This is a genomic window from Streptomyces sp. NPDC047108 (assembly GCF_040643575.1).
Taxonomy (GTDB): Bacteria; Actinomycetota; Actinomycetes; order Streptomycetales; family Streptomycetaceae; genus Streptomyces.
This window is the reverse complement of record NZ_JBEYUP010000006.1, coordinates 305,926-321,870: the sequence shown is the minus strand read 5'-3', so window position 1 is coordinate 321,870 and position 15,945 is coordinate 305,926. Positions and strand designations below refer to the sequence as shown.

12 protein-coding genes and 1 pseudogene are annotated in these 15,945 nt (G+C 71.2%); 12 read left to right on the top strand and 1 reads right to left on the bottom strand.

Annotation, left to right across the window (positions count from 1 at the left end):
* Window positions 1–193: 193 nt before the first annotated feature.
* Window positions 194–745, bottom strand: a complete 552-nt coding sequence (locus ABZ822_RS16060) for a carbonic anhydrase (RefSeq protein WP_360853176.1) — start codon at window positions 743–745, stop codon at window positions 194–196.
* A gap of 381 nt (window positions 746–1,126) precedes the next feature.
* Between ABZ822_RS16060 and rsmH the strand changes: the two genes are divergently transcribed.
* From rsmH to pgeF, 12 genes and pseudogenes are all read left to right on the top strand, one after another.
* Window positions 1,127–2,110: a 16S rRNA (cytosine(1402)-N(4))-methyltransferase RsmH gene (rsmH, locus tag ABZ822_RS16055; protein WP_360853173.1), complete on the top strand. Its 984-nt coding sequence runs from the start codon at window positions 1,127–1,129 to the stop codon at window positions 2,108–2,110.
* Window positions 2,107–2,460: pseudogene (locus tag ABZ822_RS16050) on the top strand (septum formation initiator family protein); the annotation flags it as partial. The gene rsmH and the pseudogene ABZ822_RS16050, both read left to right, overlap by 4 nt.
* A 67-nt stretch (window positions 2,461–2,527) precedes the next feature.
* Window positions 2,528–4,438 carry a penicillin-binding protein 2 gene (locus tag ABZ822_RS16045; protein ID WP_360853170.1) on the top strand — a complete coding sequence of 637 codons (1,911 nt, stop codon included), beginning with the start codon at window positions 2,528–2,530 and terminating at the stop codon, window positions 4,436–4,438.
* 99 nt (window positions 4,439–4,537) lie between these two features.
* Window positions 4,538–6,220 (top strand): UDP-N-acetylmuramoyl-L-alanyl-D-glutamate--2,6-diaminopimelate ligase, encoded by a 1,683-nt coding sequence (locus ABZ822_RS16040; RefSeq protein ID WP_360853167.1) that lies wholly within the window; start codon window positions 4,538–4,540, stop codon window positions 6,218–6,220.
* Window positions 6,221–6,284: 64 nt separating this feature from the next.
* The gene (gene murF, locus ABZ822_RS16035; RefSeq protein WP_360853164.1) at window positions 6,285–7,715 is read left to right on the top strand and encodes a UDP-N-acetylmuramoyl-tripeptide--D-alanyl-D-alanine ligase; all 1,431 of its coding nucleotides are present in this window, start codon (window positions 6,285–6,287) and stop codon (window positions 7,713–7,715) included.
* On the top strand, window positions 7,712–8,782 hold the full coding sequence (gene mraY, locus ABZ822_RS16030; protein WP_360853162.1) for a phospho-N-acetylmuramoyl-pentapeptide-transferase: 1,071 nt from the start codon (window positions 7,712–7,714) through the stop codon (window positions 8,780–8,782). Before murF ends, mraY begins: the two co-directional genes overlap by 4 nt.
* 11 nt (window positions 8,783–8,793) lie before the next feature.
* Window positions 8,794–10,200 (top strand): UDP-N-acetylmuramoyl-L-alanine--D-glutamate ligase, encoded by a 1,407-nt coding sequence (gene murD, locus ABZ822_RS16025; protein ID WP_360853159.1) that lies wholly within the window; start codon window positions 8,794–8,796, stop codon window positions 10,198–10,200.
* Between the two features lie 56 nt (window positions 10,201–10,256).
* Window positions 10,257–11,741 (top strand): putative lipid II flippase FtsW, encoded by a 1,485-nt coding sequence (gene ftsW, locus ABZ822_RS16020; RefSeq protein WP_360853156.1) that lies wholly within the window; start codon window positions 10,257–10,259, stop codon window positions 11,739–11,741.
* A gap of 6 nt (window positions 11,742–11,747) precedes the next feature.
* On the top strand, window positions 11,748–12,842 hold the full coding sequence (gene murG, locus ABZ822_RS16015) for an undecaprenyldiphospho-muramoylpentapeptide beta-N-acetylglucosaminyltransferase (protein ID WP_360853153.1): 1,095 nt from the start codon (window positions 11,748–11,750) through the stop codon (window positions 12,840–12,842).
* A gap of 47 nt (window positions 12,843–12,889) precedes the next feature.
* Window positions 12,890–13,687 (top strand): FtsQ-type POTRA domain-containing protein, encoded by a 798-nt coding sequence (locus ABZ822_RS16010; protein WP_360853150.1) that lies wholly within the window; start codon window positions 12,890–12,892, stop codon window positions 13,685–13,687.
* 277 nt (window positions 13,688–13,964) lie between these two features.
* Window positions 13,965–15,197: a cell division protein FtsZ gene (gene ftsZ / locus ABZ822_RS16005; protein WP_360853147.1), complete on the top strand. Its 1,233-nt coding sequence runs from the start codon at window positions 13,965–13,967 to the stop codon at window positions 15,195–15,197.
* 10 nt (window positions 15,198–15,207) lie between these two features.
* Entirely contained in the window at window positions 15,208–15,939 is a 732-nt protein-coding gene (gene pgeF / locus ABZ822_RS16000) for a peptidoglycan editing factor PgeF (protein WP_360853144.1), read from the top strand.
* Window positions 15,940–15,945: the final 6 nt, after the last annotated feature.

The window sequence follows — 15,945 nt, the reverse complement described above, 5'->3', positions numbered from 1 at the left end:
CGGCCCTCCTCGGCCCGTTCTACGAGCCGGTGCCCTCTCGACGGACTCCGGCCCTCCCCGAAGTGTGCGCAGCGCATCCAGGGTGCCCGGGATGCGATGTCACACCACGCATTCTTGCTGCCGATACGGCTTCACGTCACTCGGGTGTGGATAACCGGGGTCGTAATGTCGCGACCGACCGGCTATGCACCGTTCATGACAGGGGGTCGATCTCGCGCAGCAGGCCCGTGCGCACGTCGAAGACGAAACCCCGCACGTCGTCCGTGTGCAGCAGGAACGGTGAGGTCCGCACCCGCTGCATCGACTGCCGCACGTCCTGGTCGACGTCCCGGAAGGACTCCACCGCCCACGCCGGCCGCTGCCCCACCTCCAGCTCCAGCTCGTGCCGGAAGTCCTCGGTGAGGCTCTCCAGGCCGCAGCCGGTGTGGTGGATGAGTATGACGCTGCGGGTGCCGAGCGCCCGCTGGCTGATCGTGAGCGAGCGGATCGTGTCGTCGGTGACGACCCCGCCCGCGTTGCGGAGTGTGTGGCAGTCGCCGAGCTGGAGGCCGAGCGCGCGGTGCAGATCGATCCGGGCGTCCATGCAGGACACGACGGCCACCTCGAGGACCGGGCGCGCGTCCATGCCGGGATCGCCGAACTCGGCGGCGTACTTCCGGTTGGCCTCGACGAGGCGGTCGATGACGCTGTCGCCGCTGCGGACGACGTCGGCGGGGTCTGTGGAACGGTGTGCGGATGTCGACATGCGTAAACGGTAAGTCGTCGCACCGCTCACGGCTCCCTGTGAGGTCGGGCATTTGAGGGTCAACGCATGTCCCTGTGAGGTAACCCACAGGGCCGGTCCAGTGTCCTCCGGATGGGTGAAGAACCGGTTCTGCGGCGCGCAGGGCGAGTTGGTTGACCGAGGGGACGAGTGGACTAAAGTGACGCGAAGTGGGAGGCGTGATGCTCCCCTCGGAACCGATTCCCCAGGCGTGCGCGGTGCGTACGTACGGCTCGGCCTCCTCCCGCTCCCCGGTCGGCTGACGTCACTTCCCCGGCGCCAGCAGACCACTTCCCCTTCAGTGAGCGGGCGGGGACCCGGTGGTACGTGCGCTCCGGCGCACGCCGGACCTGAGAGGGGCGCATGAGCGAGACCCGGCATGTCCCGGTGATGCTCCAGCGATGCCTGGACCTGTTGGAGCCGGCTCTCACCGTGACGCCGGGCGGGGACCGCCCCGCCGGCACGGAGCCGGTCGTCGTCGACTGCACCCTCGGGCTCGGTGGTCACAGCGAGGCGCTGCTGTCCGCCTTCCCGGCCGCACGCCTCATCGGACTGGACCGCGACCCGGACGCACTGAAGCTCGCCTCCGAACGGCTCGCCCCGTTCGGGGACCGCGCCACCCTCGTCCACGCCGTCTACGACGAGTTGCCCGACGTCCTCGACCGCCTCGGCGTCCCGCGCGTCCAGGGCATCCTGTTCGACCTCGGCGTCTCCTCGATGCAACTCGACGAGGCGGAGCGCGGATTCGCGTACGCGCAGGACGCCCCCCTCGACATGCGGATGGACCAGACGACCGGCATCAGCGCGGCCGAGGTCCTCAACACCTATCCGCCCGGCGAACTCGTCCGCGTCCTGCGGGTGTACGGCGAGGAGAAGTTCGCGAAGAAGATCGTGGAGGCGATCGTCCGGGAGCGTCGGCGCGAGCCGTTCAGCAACAGCGCCCGGCTCGTCGAGCTGATCCGCGAGGCTCTTCCGCAGGCCGCCAAGCGCACCGGCGGCAACCCGGCCAAGCGCACCTTCCAGGCACTGCGCATCGAGGTCAACGGCGAACTCACCGTCCTGGAGCGGTCGATCCCCGCGGCGGTCGCCTCCCTCGCCGTCGGCGGCCGGATCGCCGTGCTCGCGTACCACTCGCTCGAGGACCGCATGGTCAAGCAGGTCTTCGCCGAGGGCGCGGCGAACACCGCACCGCCCGGACTGCCCGTCGTGCCCGAGCAGTACCAGCCGCGTCTGAAGCTCCTCACCCGCGGCGCCGAGCTGCCGACGGAGGAGGAGATCGCCGAGAACCGGCGCGCCGCACCCGCCCGCCTCCGCGGCGCCGAGCGCATCCGGGAGGACGTGGCGTGAAGCGTGCCGTCCGAGGCAGGGCCGCGCGCCTGGCGCGGCTGGTGCCGGCCCGCGCGGGCCGCGCTCCCCGGATGCCGTTCGTGCTCCTCGTCGTGCTGCTCCTCGGCAGCGGGCTGATCACGCTGCTGCTGCTCAACTCCTCGCTCAACCAGGGCTCGTTCAGGCTCAGCAAGCTGAAGAAGGAGACCACCGAGCTGACGAACCGGCAGCAGGCGCTCCAGGAGGAGGTCGACGGCTACTCCGCGCCGGACGCCCTGGAGCAGCGGGCGCGCGAACTCGGGCTCGTGCCGGGCGGCAGCCCGGTGTTCCTGCTCCCCGACGGCACCGTCCGCGGATCGCCGTCCGCAGCGCCCGGCCAGTACGTACCGAGGGCCGCGCCGTGACCGGCGCCCTCGCCGCTTCCCGGGAGGCCACCGCATGACCCCGCCGCAGGAGCCCCCGCGCCGCCGAGTGCCCGGCCCCGCGAGGCCGCGCGGAGGGGCGCGCGGCCCGGCCCGGCGCCCGGCGCGCACGCCCCAGCAGATCCGGCTCGCCTCGCACCGCCCCCGTCTCCGCCTGGTCAGCCTCGGCCTGACGCTGGTCCTGATGGCCTTCGTCGTACGCCTGCTGCAGGTCCAGGCCGTGGACGCCGGCGCGTACGCGGCCAAGGGCGACGTCAACCGCTACGTCACCCACACCCTCGCCGCAGAGCGGGGCTCCATCACCGACCGCACCGGTGTCGCTCTCGCCACCACCGTGGACGCGTACGACATCACCGCGGACCCGCTCCTGTTCACGCCCGAGCAGAGCAAGGTGCGGGACGCTCCGCAGCAGGCCGCCGCCCTCCTCGCGCCGATCCTGGACAAGGACGAGAAGGAACTCGCGGAGAAGCTGGCCCGGCCCAAGACGCGGTACACGGTGCTGGCCCGCCGGAAGTCCCCGGAGATCTGGAAGCAGATCAGCGACCTCAAGCGGTCCTTCGAGGAGAAGAAGAGCACCGGAAAGGGCCACAACGTGCTCGCCGGGGTCTTCCAGGAGCCGCACAGCAAGCGGGTCTACCCGAACAAGGACCTCGCCGCGGGCGTGCTCGGCTTCGTCAACTCCGAGGGCCGGGGCGGCGGCGGGCTCGAGGGGCAGTACGACCGCAGGCTCGCGGGGACCAACGGAAAGATCACCTACGCCCAGTCCGGCGGCCGCCAGGTCCCCACCGTCGGCACCCAGGAGCAGCCCGCCGTCCCCGGCTCCGAAGTCGAGCTGACCCTCGACCGGGACATCCAGTGGGCCGCCCAGAAGGCGATCAGCCAGCAGGTGCAGGAGTCCGCCGCCGACCGCGGGTACGTCATCGTCCAGGACACCCGCACGGGCGAGGTCCTGGGCATGGCCAACTCGCCGGGCTTCGATCCGGGCGACATCTCCGCCGCGGGCGGCCGTTCCCTGGGCAACGCCGCGCTCGAGGACGCGTACGAACCCGGCAGCACCAGCAAGGTCATGTCCATGGCCGCGGTGCTGGAGGAAGGCGTGGCCTCGCCCGGCACCCACGTGGTCGTCCCCAACCGGCTGCACCGCGCCGACCGGCTCTTCGCCGACGACATCGACCACCCGACCTGGCAGCTCACGCTCAACGGCGTCCTCGCCAAGTCCAGCAACATCGGCACAATCCTCGCCGTCGAGCAGCTCGGCAAGACGCGCAAGGAGACCAACCGGGTGCTCGACTCGTACCTGCGGAAGTTCGGCATCGGGCGGGAGACCGGGCTCGGCTTCCCCGGCGAGACGCCCGGCATCCTGGCCAGGCCGGGGGACTGGAGCGCCTCGCAGCAGTACACGATCCCGTTCGGCCAGGGCCTTTCCCTCAACGCCGTCCAGGCCGCCTCCGTGTACTCCACGATCGCCAACGGCGGGACGCGGGTCGCACCGACGCTCGTCCGCGGTACGCGCGGCCCCGACGGGATCTTCACCCCCGCCGCCGCACCCGACACGACCCGCGTCGTCAGCAAGGAGACGGCGACGTCGCTCACGCACATGCTGGAGTCGGTGGTGGACGACGAGGAGGGAACGGGCACCAAGGCCCGTATCCCCGGCTACCGTGTCGCGGGCAAGACCGGCACCTCCAACCGGGTGGACCCGGACACGGGTCGCTACCGTGGTTACACCGCCTCCTTCGCGGGCTTCGCGCCCGCCGACAAGCCGCGGATCACGGTCTACTGCGCCGTGCAGAACCCGACCAGGGGTGCCTATTACGGCGGCCAGGTCTGCGGCCCCGTCTTCAAGCGCGTCATGGAGTTCGCGCTGAAGTCCCTGCAGGTCGCCCCGACCGGCGAGAAGCCCGCGCGGCTCCCGGTCACCTTCTAGCGAGGGGGAGCCGTGAAGATCACATCCGATTCCGGAAACCAGGACTCGGCCCGTACCGTGTTTCGCGACAGCACGTCCGCGCCGGGTACGCTCACCGCCGTGCCACATGCTGATCAGTCCCACACCGTCCCCCAGACCGTCACCACGGCTTATCCGGGACCACCCCGTCCTGAGCAGGTCCGCCCGACACCGCTCGCGGCCCTGGCGGACCAGCTCGGCATCACGGCTCCTCCGGCGCCCGCCGGGACCCCCGGCGCGGACACCACGTGCCCGCGTCTCGTCGCCGAGCCGGGCGTGGACGCCAAGGCCACGGGCATCACGCACGACTCCCGCGCCGTACGCCCCGGCGACATCTACGCCGCGCTGCCCGGAGCCCGCTTCCACGGCGCCGACTTCGCCGCCCAGGCCGTCGATCTCGGCGCCACCGCGATCCTGACCGACCCCGTGGGGGCCGACCGCGCCGCCGCCACCGGCCTCCCCGTCCTCGTCGTGGACCACCCGCGCGGGCGCATGGGCGCCCTGGCCGCCGCGATCTACGGCGAGCCGGGCCGCGACCTGCTGCAGATCGGCATCACGGGCACCTCGGGCAAGACCACCACCGCGTACCTCATCGAGGGCGGTCTGCGGGCCTCGGAGAAGCAGCGCGCGGCCGCCGCCGGAGGGTCGGGCACGCCCGCGCTCACCGGGCTCATCGGCACCGTCGAGTCGCGGATCGGCGACGAGCGGCTCAAGAGCGAGCGCACCACCCCGGAGGCCACGGACCTGCAGGCGCTCTTCGCGGTGATGCGCGAGCGCGGCGTCCACTCGGTCGCCATGGAGGTCTCCAGCCACGCGCTGGTGCTCGGCCGGGTCGACGGCACCGTCTTCGACGTCGCCGTCTTCAACAACCTCTCGCCCGAGCACCTCGACTTCCACCCGGACATGGAGGACTACTTCGCGGCGAAGGCCCAGCTCTTCACGCAGGCCCGCAGCCGCGTCGGCGTCGTCAACCTCGACGACGAGTACGGCAAACGCCTCGCCGAGGAGTCCGCCGTCCCCGTCACCACCTTCTCCGCCGAGGGGCACCCCGACGCCGACTGGCGTGCCGACGACGTCGAGGTCGGCCCGCTCGGCTCGACCTTCACCGCGCTCGGCCCCAACGGCGAGTCCGTGCGGGCCGCCGCCCCGCTGCCCGGCCCGTTCAACGTCGCCAACGCGCTGGCCGCCATCACCGCCCTCGTCGTCGCCGGCGTCGAGCCGCAGACAGCCGCCGACGGCGTCGCGGCCGTCCCCGGGGTGCCCGGCCGGCTGGAGCGCGTGGACGCGGGCCAGTCCTACCTCGCGGTGGTCGACTACGCCCACAAGCCCGACGCCGTCGAGTCCGTCCTGCGCGCCCTGCGCAAGGTCACCGATGGCAAGCTGCACGCCGTGCTCGGCTGCGGCGGCGACCGGGACCCGCACAAGCGCGGCCCCATGGGCGCCGCGCTCGCCCGGCTCGCCGACACCGCCGTCCTCACCTCGGACAACCCGCGCTCCGAGGACCCGCTCGCGATCCTCGCCGCCATGCTCTCCGGCGCCTCCGAGGTGCCGGTCCACGAGCGCGGCACCGTCCTCATCGAGGAGGACCGGGCTGCCGCCATCGCGGCCGCGGTCGCACGCGCCGAGGCCGGTGACACCGTTCTCATCGCGGGCAAGGGCCACGAGCAGGGGCAGGACATCGCCGGTGTGGTGCGTCCTTTCGACGACCGGCGGGTGCTGCGCGAGGCCATCGAGTCAGCCGAGAACCCGAAACCCCAGGGATGACACAGAACGCCATGCGCGCACCGAACACCAGCCGGAAACCCCCCAGTCGCGACGGAGGTGACCGGTGATCGCACTCTCCCTCGCCGAGATCGCCCATGTGGTCTCCGGGCGGCCGAGCGACATACCGGACCCCGGCCTCCAGGTCACCGGGCCGGTCGTCATCGACTCCCGGGAGGTACGGCCCGGCAGTCTCTTCGCCGCCCTCCCCGGTGAGCGGGTCGACGGCCACGACTACGCGCGGCGCGCCGCCGACGCGGGAGCCGTCGCCGTACTGGCCGCCCGCCCCGTCGGCGTGCCCGCGATCGTCGTGGACGACGTCGTCGCCGCCCTCGGCGCTCTCGCACGCCACGTCGTGCAGCGCCTCGGGGCCACCGTCGTCGCCCTCACCGGCTCGTCCGGCAAGACGAGCACCAAGGACCTGATCGCCCAGCTCCTGGAGCGGATCGGGCCCACCGTCTACACGCTCGGCAACTTCAACAACGAGATCGGGCTGCCCGTCACGGCTCTGCGCGCCGAGGACGGAACCCAGCACCTCGTCCTGGAGATGGGCGCCCGCGGCATCGGGCACATCCGCTACCTCGCCGAGCTGACCCCGCCCCGGATCGGCCTCGTCCTCAACGTCGGGACCGCCCACATCGGCGAGTTCGGCGGCCGTGAGCAGATCGCCCAGGCCAAGGGGGAGTTGGTCGAGGGCCTGCCTCCGGAGGACCAGGGCGGCGTCGCCCTGCTCAACGCCGACGACCCCCTCGTCCGCGCCATGGCCTCCCGAACCAAGGCCCGTACGGTGCTGTTCGGCGAGGCCGATGAGGCCGATGTCCGCGCGGAGGACGTACGCCTCACCGCCAGCGGGCAACCCACGTTCACGCTTCGCACACCGACCGGGTGCAGCGCTGTGACCCTGCGCCTGTACGGTGAGCACCACGTGTCGAACGCGCTCGCCGCGGCCGCCGTCGCCCACGAGTTGGGCATGCCCGCCCACGAGATCGCCCAGGCGCTCTCCGAAGCCGGGCAGCTCTCCCGCTGGCGGATGGAGGTCACCGAGCGCTCGGACGGCGTGACGGTCGTCAATGACGCCTACAACGCGAACCCCGACTCCATGCGAGCCGCCCTGCGCGCGCTCGTCGCCATGGGAGCAGCCTCCCGGGAGCAAGGGGGCCGCACGTGGGCGGTCCTCGGTCCTATGGCCGAGCTCGGCGACGAGTCGCTGGCCGAGCACGACGCTGTCGGACGGCTCGCCGTCCGGCTCAACGTCAGCAAGCTCGTGGCGGTAGGGGGCCAGGAGGCCGCCTGGCTCGACATGGGCGCCAAGAACGAGGGTTCGTGGGGTGAGGAGTCGGTGCACGTGTCCGACGCGGAGGCGGCGATCGACCTGTTGCGCACTGAGCTGCGCCCGGGGGACGCCGTGCTGGTGAAGGCATCCAGGTCGGCCGGCCTGGAACGGATCGCACAGGCCCTGATCGAGGGCGCTGGCGAGGGCGAGGTCGCCGGTCGATGAGGCAGATCCTCTTCTCCGGAGTCATCGGGCTCTTCCTCACCCTGGTCGGTACTCCGCTGCTGATCCGCCTGCTGGCCCGCAAGGGATACGGGCAGTACATCCGTGACGACGGCCCGCGCGACCACCACAGCAAGCGCGGCACCCCGACCATGGGTGGTATCGCCTTCATCCTGGCCACGCTCATCGCGTACGTCCTGACGAAGGTGATCACCTCCAGCGAGCCGACCTTCTCCGGTGTGCTGGTGCTGTTCCTGATGACCGGTATGGGCCTGGTCGGCTTCCTCGACGACTACATCAAGATCGTCAAGCAGCGCAGCCTCGGCCTGCGGGCCAAGGCGAAGATGGCCGGTCAGTTCATCGTCGGCATCGCCTTCGCGATCCTCTCGCTCAACTTCGCCGACTCGCGCGGCCAGACGCCCGCGATCGACAAGCTGTCCTTCACCCAGGACTTCGGCTGGTCGTTCGGCCCGGTCATCTTCGCGATCTGGGCGCTGTTCATGATCCTCGCGATGTCGAACGGCGTGAACCTCACCGACGGCCTCGACGGTCTGGCGACCGGCGCCTCCGTGATGGTCTTCGGCGCGTACACCTTCATCGGCGTCTGGAAGTACCAGGAGTCCTGCGCCAACGCCGCCACGCTCACCAACCCCGGCGCCTGCTTCGAGGTCCGCGACCCGCTCGACCTCGCCGTCGTCGCCTCCGCCCTCATGGGCGCCTGCTTCGGCTTCCTGTGGTGGAACACCTCACCCGCCAAGATCTTCATGGGCGACACCGGCTCGCTCGCCCTCGGCGGCGCGCTGGCCGGCCTGGCGATCTGCTCCCGTACGGAACTGCTGCTCGCGCTGCTCGGCGGTCTGTTCGTCCTCATCACCATGTCCGTGGTGATCCAGGTCGGCTCCTTCCGCCTCACCGGCAAGCGGGTCTTCCGTATGGCGCCGCTCCAGCACCACTTCGAGCTCAAGGGCTGGACGGAAGTCCTCGTGGTGGTCAGATTCTGGATCATTCAGGGCATGTGCGTGATCGTGGGTCTCGGGCTCTTCTACGCGGGCTGGGCGGCCGACAAGTGACCTGGAAAGGCATGAGCATCACCGTCGCGGGCCTGGGGGTGAGCGGCGTGAGCGCCGCCCGCGCCCTGGCCCGCCTCGGGGCTGCCGTCACGGTCGTGGACGGCGGCGACGGGGATCGGCAGCGGGAGATCGCGGCCTCCCTGGAGGACGAGGGGATCACGGTCCGCCTCGGCGACGGGGAGACGCTCCCCGAGGGCACCGAGCTCGTCGTCACCTCGCCGGGCTGGAAGCCCGGCAGCCCGCTGTTCCTGGCCGCGGCCGAGGCCGGTGTCGACGTCGTCGGCGACGTCGAGATCGCCTGGCGCCTCCGCGAGCCCGGTGCCGCCCCCTGGCTCGCCGTCACCGGCACCAACGGCAAGACCACCACCGTCCAGATGCTCGCCTCGATCCTCACCGCCGCCGGGCTGCGCACGGCCGCCGTCGGGAACATCGGCACCCCGATCATCGACGTGGTGCTCTCCGGCGAGCCGTACGACGTCCTGGCCGTGGAGCTCTCCAGCTACCAGCTCCACTGGGCACCATCCGTCCGCGCCCACTCCGCCACCGTTCTCAACCTCGCGCCCGACCACCTCGACTGGCACGGCTCGATGCGGGCCTACGCGGCCGACAAGGGCCGGATCTACGAGGGCAACCGGATCGCCTGCGTCTACAACACCGCCGACCCGGCCACCGAGGAACTGGTCCGCGCCGCCGACGTCGAGGAGGGCTGCCGCGCCATCGGCTTCACCCTCGGCACTCCGGCGCCCTCCCAACTCGGCGTCGTCGAGGGCATTCTCGTCGACCGCGCCTTCGTGGAGAACCGCAGCAGCAGCGCCCAGGAGCTGGCCGAGGTCTCCGACGTCACGCCGGCGGCCCCCCACAACATCGCCAACGCGCTGGCCGCCGCCGCCCTCGCCCGCGCCTTCGGCGTCGAGCCCACGGCCGTACGCGACGGGCTGCGCGCCTTCCGTCCCGACGCCCACCGCATCGCCCATGTCGCCGACGTCGACGGCGTCGCGTACGTGGACGACTCCAAGGCCACCAACACCCACGCCACCGAGGCGTCCCTCGCCGCCTACGAGCACATCGTGTGGATCGCGGGCGGCCTCGCCAAGGGCGCCACCTTCGACGACCTCGTCACCGGGGCCGCGAAGCGGTTGCGCGGTGCCGTCCTCATCGGCGCCGACCGCGCCCTGATCCGCGAAGCCCTCGCGCGACACGCCCCCGAGGTCCCGGTCGTGGACCTTGACCGGACCGACACTGGGGCGATGTCCGCGGCGGTCCGGGAGGCGGCGCGGCTCGCCCGGCCGGGAGACACGGTCCTGCTGGCCCCGGCCTGCGCCTCCATGGACATGTTCGTCAACTACGGCACCCGCGGGGACGCCTTCGCCGAAGCCGTACGAGGGCTCGAAGCAGCCGGCGGCGAACAGGGGCAGTAGAGCCGGAGCGTCCCCGCCGTGCAAGGATCCGGCGCACCAGCACCTACGGAGGGGACATGACGGCCGAGCACCCCGGTACCGCCGCGGACGGCCGGTCGCGACCCAGGACGGGTCTGCGAGGCCGCCTCTCCGCCGTCCGCCGCCCGGTCACGGCCGTGGCGGGAGCCGCAGGTCCTCTGATCGCGCTGCGCGAACGCACCGCCGCACCCCGGGCCGTACGGCCGAAACCGGCGCGGGCGGGCGGAGCCGGTGCGCGCTCGCCCGAGCCCCCGCGCGGCAGCGCGCTGCGCGGACTGCGGCAGCTCCACACCCGCATCAAGCGCGCCTGGGACCGCCCGCTCACCGCGTACTACCTGATCCTCGGTGGCAGTCTGCTGCTCACCGTGCTCGGCCTCGTCATGGTCTATTCGGCGTCGATGATCCAGGCCCTGCAGTCCGGGCTCGCCCCCACCCACTACTTCCGCAAGCAGCTCATCGCGGCCGTACTGGGCGCCTGCCTCCTGCTGCTCGCCTCCCGGCTGCCGGTACGGGCCCACCGTCTGCTGGCGTACCCGCTGCTGGCCGTCTCCGTCTTCCTCATGACCCTGGTGCAGGTGCCGGGGATAGGGCACACGGTCAACGGCAACACCAACTGGCTCCAGCTCGGCGGCCCGTTCCAGCTCCAGCCCAGCGAGTTCGGCAAGCTCGCGCTCGTCCTGTGGGGCGCCGATCTGCTCGCACGCAAGCAGGACCTGCGCCTGCTGACCCAGTGGAAGCATCTGCTCGTCCCGCTCGTCCCCGCGGCGTTCATGCTCCTCGGACTGATCATGCTCGGCGGTGACATGGGCACCGCCATCATCCTCACCGCGATCCTCTTCGGCCTGCTGTGGCTGGCCGGCGCGCCCACCCGGCTCTTCGCGGGCGTCCTGGCGGGCGCCGGTGTGATCGGGATCATCCTCATCACCACCAGCCAGAACCGGATGGCTCGGCTCGCGTGCCTGGGGGCGACCGAGCCCGGCGAGGGCGACCGCTGCTGGCAGGCCGTGCACGGGATCTACGCCCTGGCCAACGGCGGATGGTTCGGTTCCGGCCTCGGCGCGAGTGTGGAGAAATGGGGTGAACTCCCGGAACCTCACACCGACTTCATCTTCGCCGTGACCGGGGAGGAACTCGGCCTGGCAGGGACGCTGTCGGTGATCGCACTCTTCGCGGCTCTAGGCTATGCGGGTATCCGCGTGGCCGGACGCACGGAGGACCCCTTCGTGAGGTACGCCGCGGGAGGGGTGACCACCTGGATCACGGCCCAGGCCGTGGTCAACATCGGTGCGGTGCTCGGTCTGCTGCCGATCGCCGGCGTCCCGCTCCCGCTGTTCTCCTACGGGGGGTCAGCCCTGCTGCCGACCATGTTCGCCATCGGGCTCCTGATCGCCTTCGCGCGAGCCGAGCCCGCCGCCCGGGCGGCCCTGGCCACGCGGCAGCCAGCCTTCCGGAGGAAGCTGGCGGGTGTGAGACGGAAGACGATGCGACGGCGCGCCACGAGGCGGCCGTCCAGAGAGCGGTGAATTTCGGTGCATGTCGTACTCGCCGGTGGGGGGACCGCCGGCCACATCGAGCCCGCGCTCGCCCTCGCGGACGCCCTGCGCAGGCAGGACCCGACCGTGGGGGTCACGGCCCTCGGCACTGAGCGCGGACTCGAGACCCGGCTCGTCCCCGAGCGGGGCTACGAACTGGCGCTGATCCCGGCCGTCCCGCTGCCCCGCAAGCCGACGCCGGAGCTGATCACCGTCCCGGGACGGCTGCGCGGCACCATCAAGGCGGCGGAGCAGGTCCTGGAGCGCACCAAGGCCGACTGCGTGATCGGCTTCGGCGGTTACGTGGCGCTGCCCGGCTATCTGGCCGCCAAGCGCCTCGGCGTCCCGATCGTCGTCCACGAGGCCAACGCCCGCCCGGGCCTGGCCAACAAGATCGGCTCGCGGTACGCGCACCAGGTCGGTGTCGCCACCCCGGACAGCAAGCTGCGCAACTCCCGCTACATCGGGATCCCGCTGCGCCGCTCCATCGCCACCCTGGACCGGGCCGCGGTGCGGCCGGAGGCCCGCGCCGCCTTCGGGCTCGACCCCAACCTGCCCACGCTGCTGGTGTCCGGCGGCTCGCAGGGTGCCCGCCGCCTCAACGAGGTGGTGCAGGCGGTCGCCCCGGCGCTCCAGCGCTCCGGCATCCAGATCCTCCATGCGGTCGGCCCGAAGAATGAAATGCCGCATGTGGACAACATGCCGGGAATGCCCCCCTACATCCCGGTACCGTACGTGGACCGGATGGACCTTGCGTACGCCGCGGCCGACATGATGCTCTGCCGCGCGGGCGCGATGACCGTCGCCGAACTGTCCGCGGTCGGGCTTCCGGCCGCCTACGTCCCGCTGCCGATCGGCAACGGCGAACAGCGGCTCAACGCCCAGCCCGTGGTCAAGGCGGGCGGCGGTCTGCTGGTCGACGACGCCGAACTGACTCCGGAGTGGGTGCAGAGCCAGGTGCGCCCGGTGCTGTCGGACCCGCACCGGCTGTACGAGATGTCCCGCGCCGCGGCGGAGTTCGGCCGCCGGGACGCCGACGACCTGCTCGTCGGGATGGTGTACGAGGCGGTGGCCGCGCGCCACCGGGCGTGAGGCCGTAACGGCCCGGGTCTCCCCGGGCCTCCGGAAGGAGCCAGGGCGTGGCCGGACCGACGACCGCCGATCGTGGTGCCAGGAAGCCGGTGCGGTCCGGCCCGCCCCGGCCCTCCAGGAAACGGAAGCTCCGCTTCCCAATCCCCGGCCGCCGCTTCCTTCTGGTGACGCTCGCCCTCGTGGTGCTCGTCGTCGCGGCCGGGGTCTGGGTCGTCTACGGCTCGAAGTGGCTGCGGGTGGACACGGTGAGCACCCGGGGAACCCGGGTGCTCACGCCCCGTCAGGTGACGGAGGCGGCGGACGTCCCGCTCAACACCCCGCTGATGTCGGTCGACACGGAGGGGATCGAGGCGCGGCTCAGGTCGAAGCTCCCGCGTATCGGCACGGTGGACGCCGTACGGGTCTGGCCCGACGAAATCCGCCTGAAAGTGACGGAACGCAAACCGGAAGTTCTTATTGAAAAGAGCGGAAAGTTCATCGAAGTGGACAGGGGCGGAGTTCACTACGCGACCGTTCCCCAGGCGCCGAAAGGCGTTCCGCTTCTGGAATTGGACGTGAGTCGTTCGCCGAGTCTCCGGCGATTCGGACCGGAGAGGCTCGAGCGTGAGGCGGTCGGTGTGGCGGCCGGACTCCCGGAGGCGATTCGTCGTGACACCCGGGTCGTCCGAGTCAGTTCATATGACTCCATCACGCTGGAACTGACGGGGGGTCGGGCCGTGGCGTGGGGAAGCAGCGAACGCGGCGCCGACAAGTCGAAGACACTTCTCGCGCTGATGAAAACGGCGCGGGACGCGAAGCACTTCGATGTCAGCGCTCCCACCGCCCCTGTGGTGTCAGGGAGTTGACGTGCCGAGCGGCAGGCCAGCACCCTGGGTGGCTAGCACATGGCGTGATCACATAGGGTGAAAAGAAAAACGGGAGGTTCGGCGTGTTCGTTGAACGCGCAGCACTTGTCGACTTAGTGTCTCGTTCGAAGAGTCCACAGGGCAGACACAACTGGTAACCCTAAACTTGACCGTTAGGGTTCGGGTCGGCTTTGGACCGTCCCAAATCGGCATGCGTCCGCGCTCCGCGAAAAATCGCGGGAGCCGGACACGTAACTCGAGGCGAGAGGCCTTCGACGTGGCAGCACCGCAGAACTACCTCGCAGTCATCAAGGTCGTCGGCATCGGCGGCGGTGGCGTCAACGCCATCAACAGGATGATCGAGGTCGGTCTCAAGGGCGTCGAGTTCATCGCGATCAACACCGATGCACAGGCCCTGCTGATGAGCGACGCCGACGTCAAGCTCGACGTCGGACGTGAGCTCACCCGCGGACTCGGCGCCGGCGCCAACCCCGATGTCGGCCGCAAGGCCGCCGAGGACCACCGCGAGGAGATCGAAGAGGTCCTCAAGGGCGCGGACATGGTCTTCGTGACCGCGGGCGAGGGCGGTGGCACCGGTACCGGTGGCGCACCGGTCGTCGCCAACATCGCGCGTACGCTGGGCGCCCTCACCATCGGTGTCGTCACGCGCCCGTTCACCTTCGAGGGGCGCCGCCGCGCGAACCAGGCCGAGGACGGCATCGCGGGGCTGCGCGACGAGGTCGACACCCTCATCGTGATCCCGAACGACCGCCTGCTGTCGATCTCCGACCGTCAGGTGAGCGTGCTCGACGCGTTCAAGTCCGCGGACCAGGTCCTGCTCTCGGGCGTCCAGGGCATCACCGACCTCATCACCACTCCTGGCCTCATCAACCTCGACTTCGCCGACGTCAAGTCCGTGATGTCCGAGGCCGGGTCGGCACTCATGGGCATCGGCTCGGCCCGCGGCGACGACCGCGCGGTGGCCGCCGCCGAAATGGCCATCTCCTCGCCGCTGCTCGAGGCGTCCATCGACGGCGCCCGCGGTGTGCTGCTCTCCATCTCGGGCGGTTCGGACCTCGGACTGTTCGAGATCAACGAGGCTGCCCAGCTCGTCAGCGAGGCCGCCCACCCCGAGGCGAACATCATCTTCGGTGCGGTCATCGACGACGCCCTCGGCGACGAGGTCCGCGTCACCGTCATCGCGGCGGGCTTCGACGGCGGCCAGCCGCCCTCCAAGAACCGCGACAAGGTGCTCGGTACGAGCAGCGGCCGCGAGGAGTCGTACCAGAGCGGCAACCGCCCCTCCTCCGACACCGGCAGCCGTCCGTCCTTCGGTGGACTCGGCGCCGTCACGCCGCGTGACTCCGACGAGGCCGAGCCGGAGCGCAGCGAGCCGGCGCCGGTCAGCGAGGTTCCCTCGCCCCCGGTGACCCCGCCGCAGGTGCCGTCGGCCCGCCCGTACCAGGACAGCCAGGCCGAGGAGCTGGACGTCCCGGACTTCCTGAAGTAACCGGCCCGACGTGATAGGGCACCAGCAGCGATCGAGCGGCGCGCACTTCGCTTTCACCGACCGGTGGGGCGGGGTGAGCGCCGCTCCTTATGAGCAGCTCAATCTCGGCGGCGCCGTGGGTGACGACCCCGGCGCCGTACGGGCCAATCGCGAACTCGCCGCCAAGGAACTGGGCCTGGACCCCGTCGGCGTGATCTGGATGAACCAGGTGCACGGGCGGGACGTCGCCGTCGTCGACGGTCCGTGGCGGCCGGACGAGAAGATTCCGGGCGTGGACGCCATGGTGACCACCCGCCGCGGGCTCGCCCTCGCCGTTCTCACCGCCGACTGCACCCCCGTCCTGCTGGCCGATCCGGTGGCGGGTGTGGCCGCGGCGGCGCATGCCGGGCGCCCCGGCATGGTGGCCGGTGTCGTCCCGGCGACCGTCGAGGCGATGCTCGCTCTCGGCGCCGAGCCGTCCCGGATCACCGCCGTCACGGGGCCCGCGATCTGCGGGCGGTGCTACGAGGTGCCGGAGGGCATGCGGGCGGAGGTGGCGGAGGCCGTCCCGGAGGCGTGGTCGACCACGAGCTGGGGCACGCCTGCCGTGGACGTCACCGCGGGCGTGGTCGCGCAACTTGCCCGATTTGGCGTTGAGATGTGCGAGAAGAGTCACATCTGCACGCTCGAGTCACCCGATTACTTTTCATACCGACGCGATCGCACGACGGGGCGGCTGGCCGGCTATGTCTGGCTGGACTGATGGGAC

Excerpts from the sequence above, each read along its gene's own strand:
- ABZ822_RS16060 (WP_360853176.1), bottom strand. The coding sequence starts at position 745 with ATGTCGACATCCGCACACCGTTCCACAGACCCCGCCGACGTCGTCCGC.
- rsmH (WP_360853173.1), top strand. The coding sequence starts at position 1,127 with ATGAGCGAGACCCGGCATGTCCCGGTGATGCTCCAGCGATGCCTGGAC.
- ABZ822_RS16045 (WP_360853170.1), top strand. The coding sequence starts at position 2,528 with ATGACCCCGCCGCAGGAGCCCCCGCGCCGCCGAGTGCCCGGCCCCGCG.
- mraY (WP_360853162.1), top strand. The coding sequence starts at position 7,712 with ATGAGGCAGATCCTCTTCTCCGGAGTCATCGGGCTCTTCCTCACCCTG.
- murD (WP_360853159.1), top strand. The coding sequence starts at position 8,794 with ATGAGCATCACCGTCGCGGGCCTGGGGGTGAGCGGCGTGAGCGCCGCC.
- ftsW (WP_360853156.1), top strand. The coding sequence starts at position 10,257 with ATGACGGCCGAGCACCCCGGTACCGCCGCGGACGGCCGGTCGCGACCC.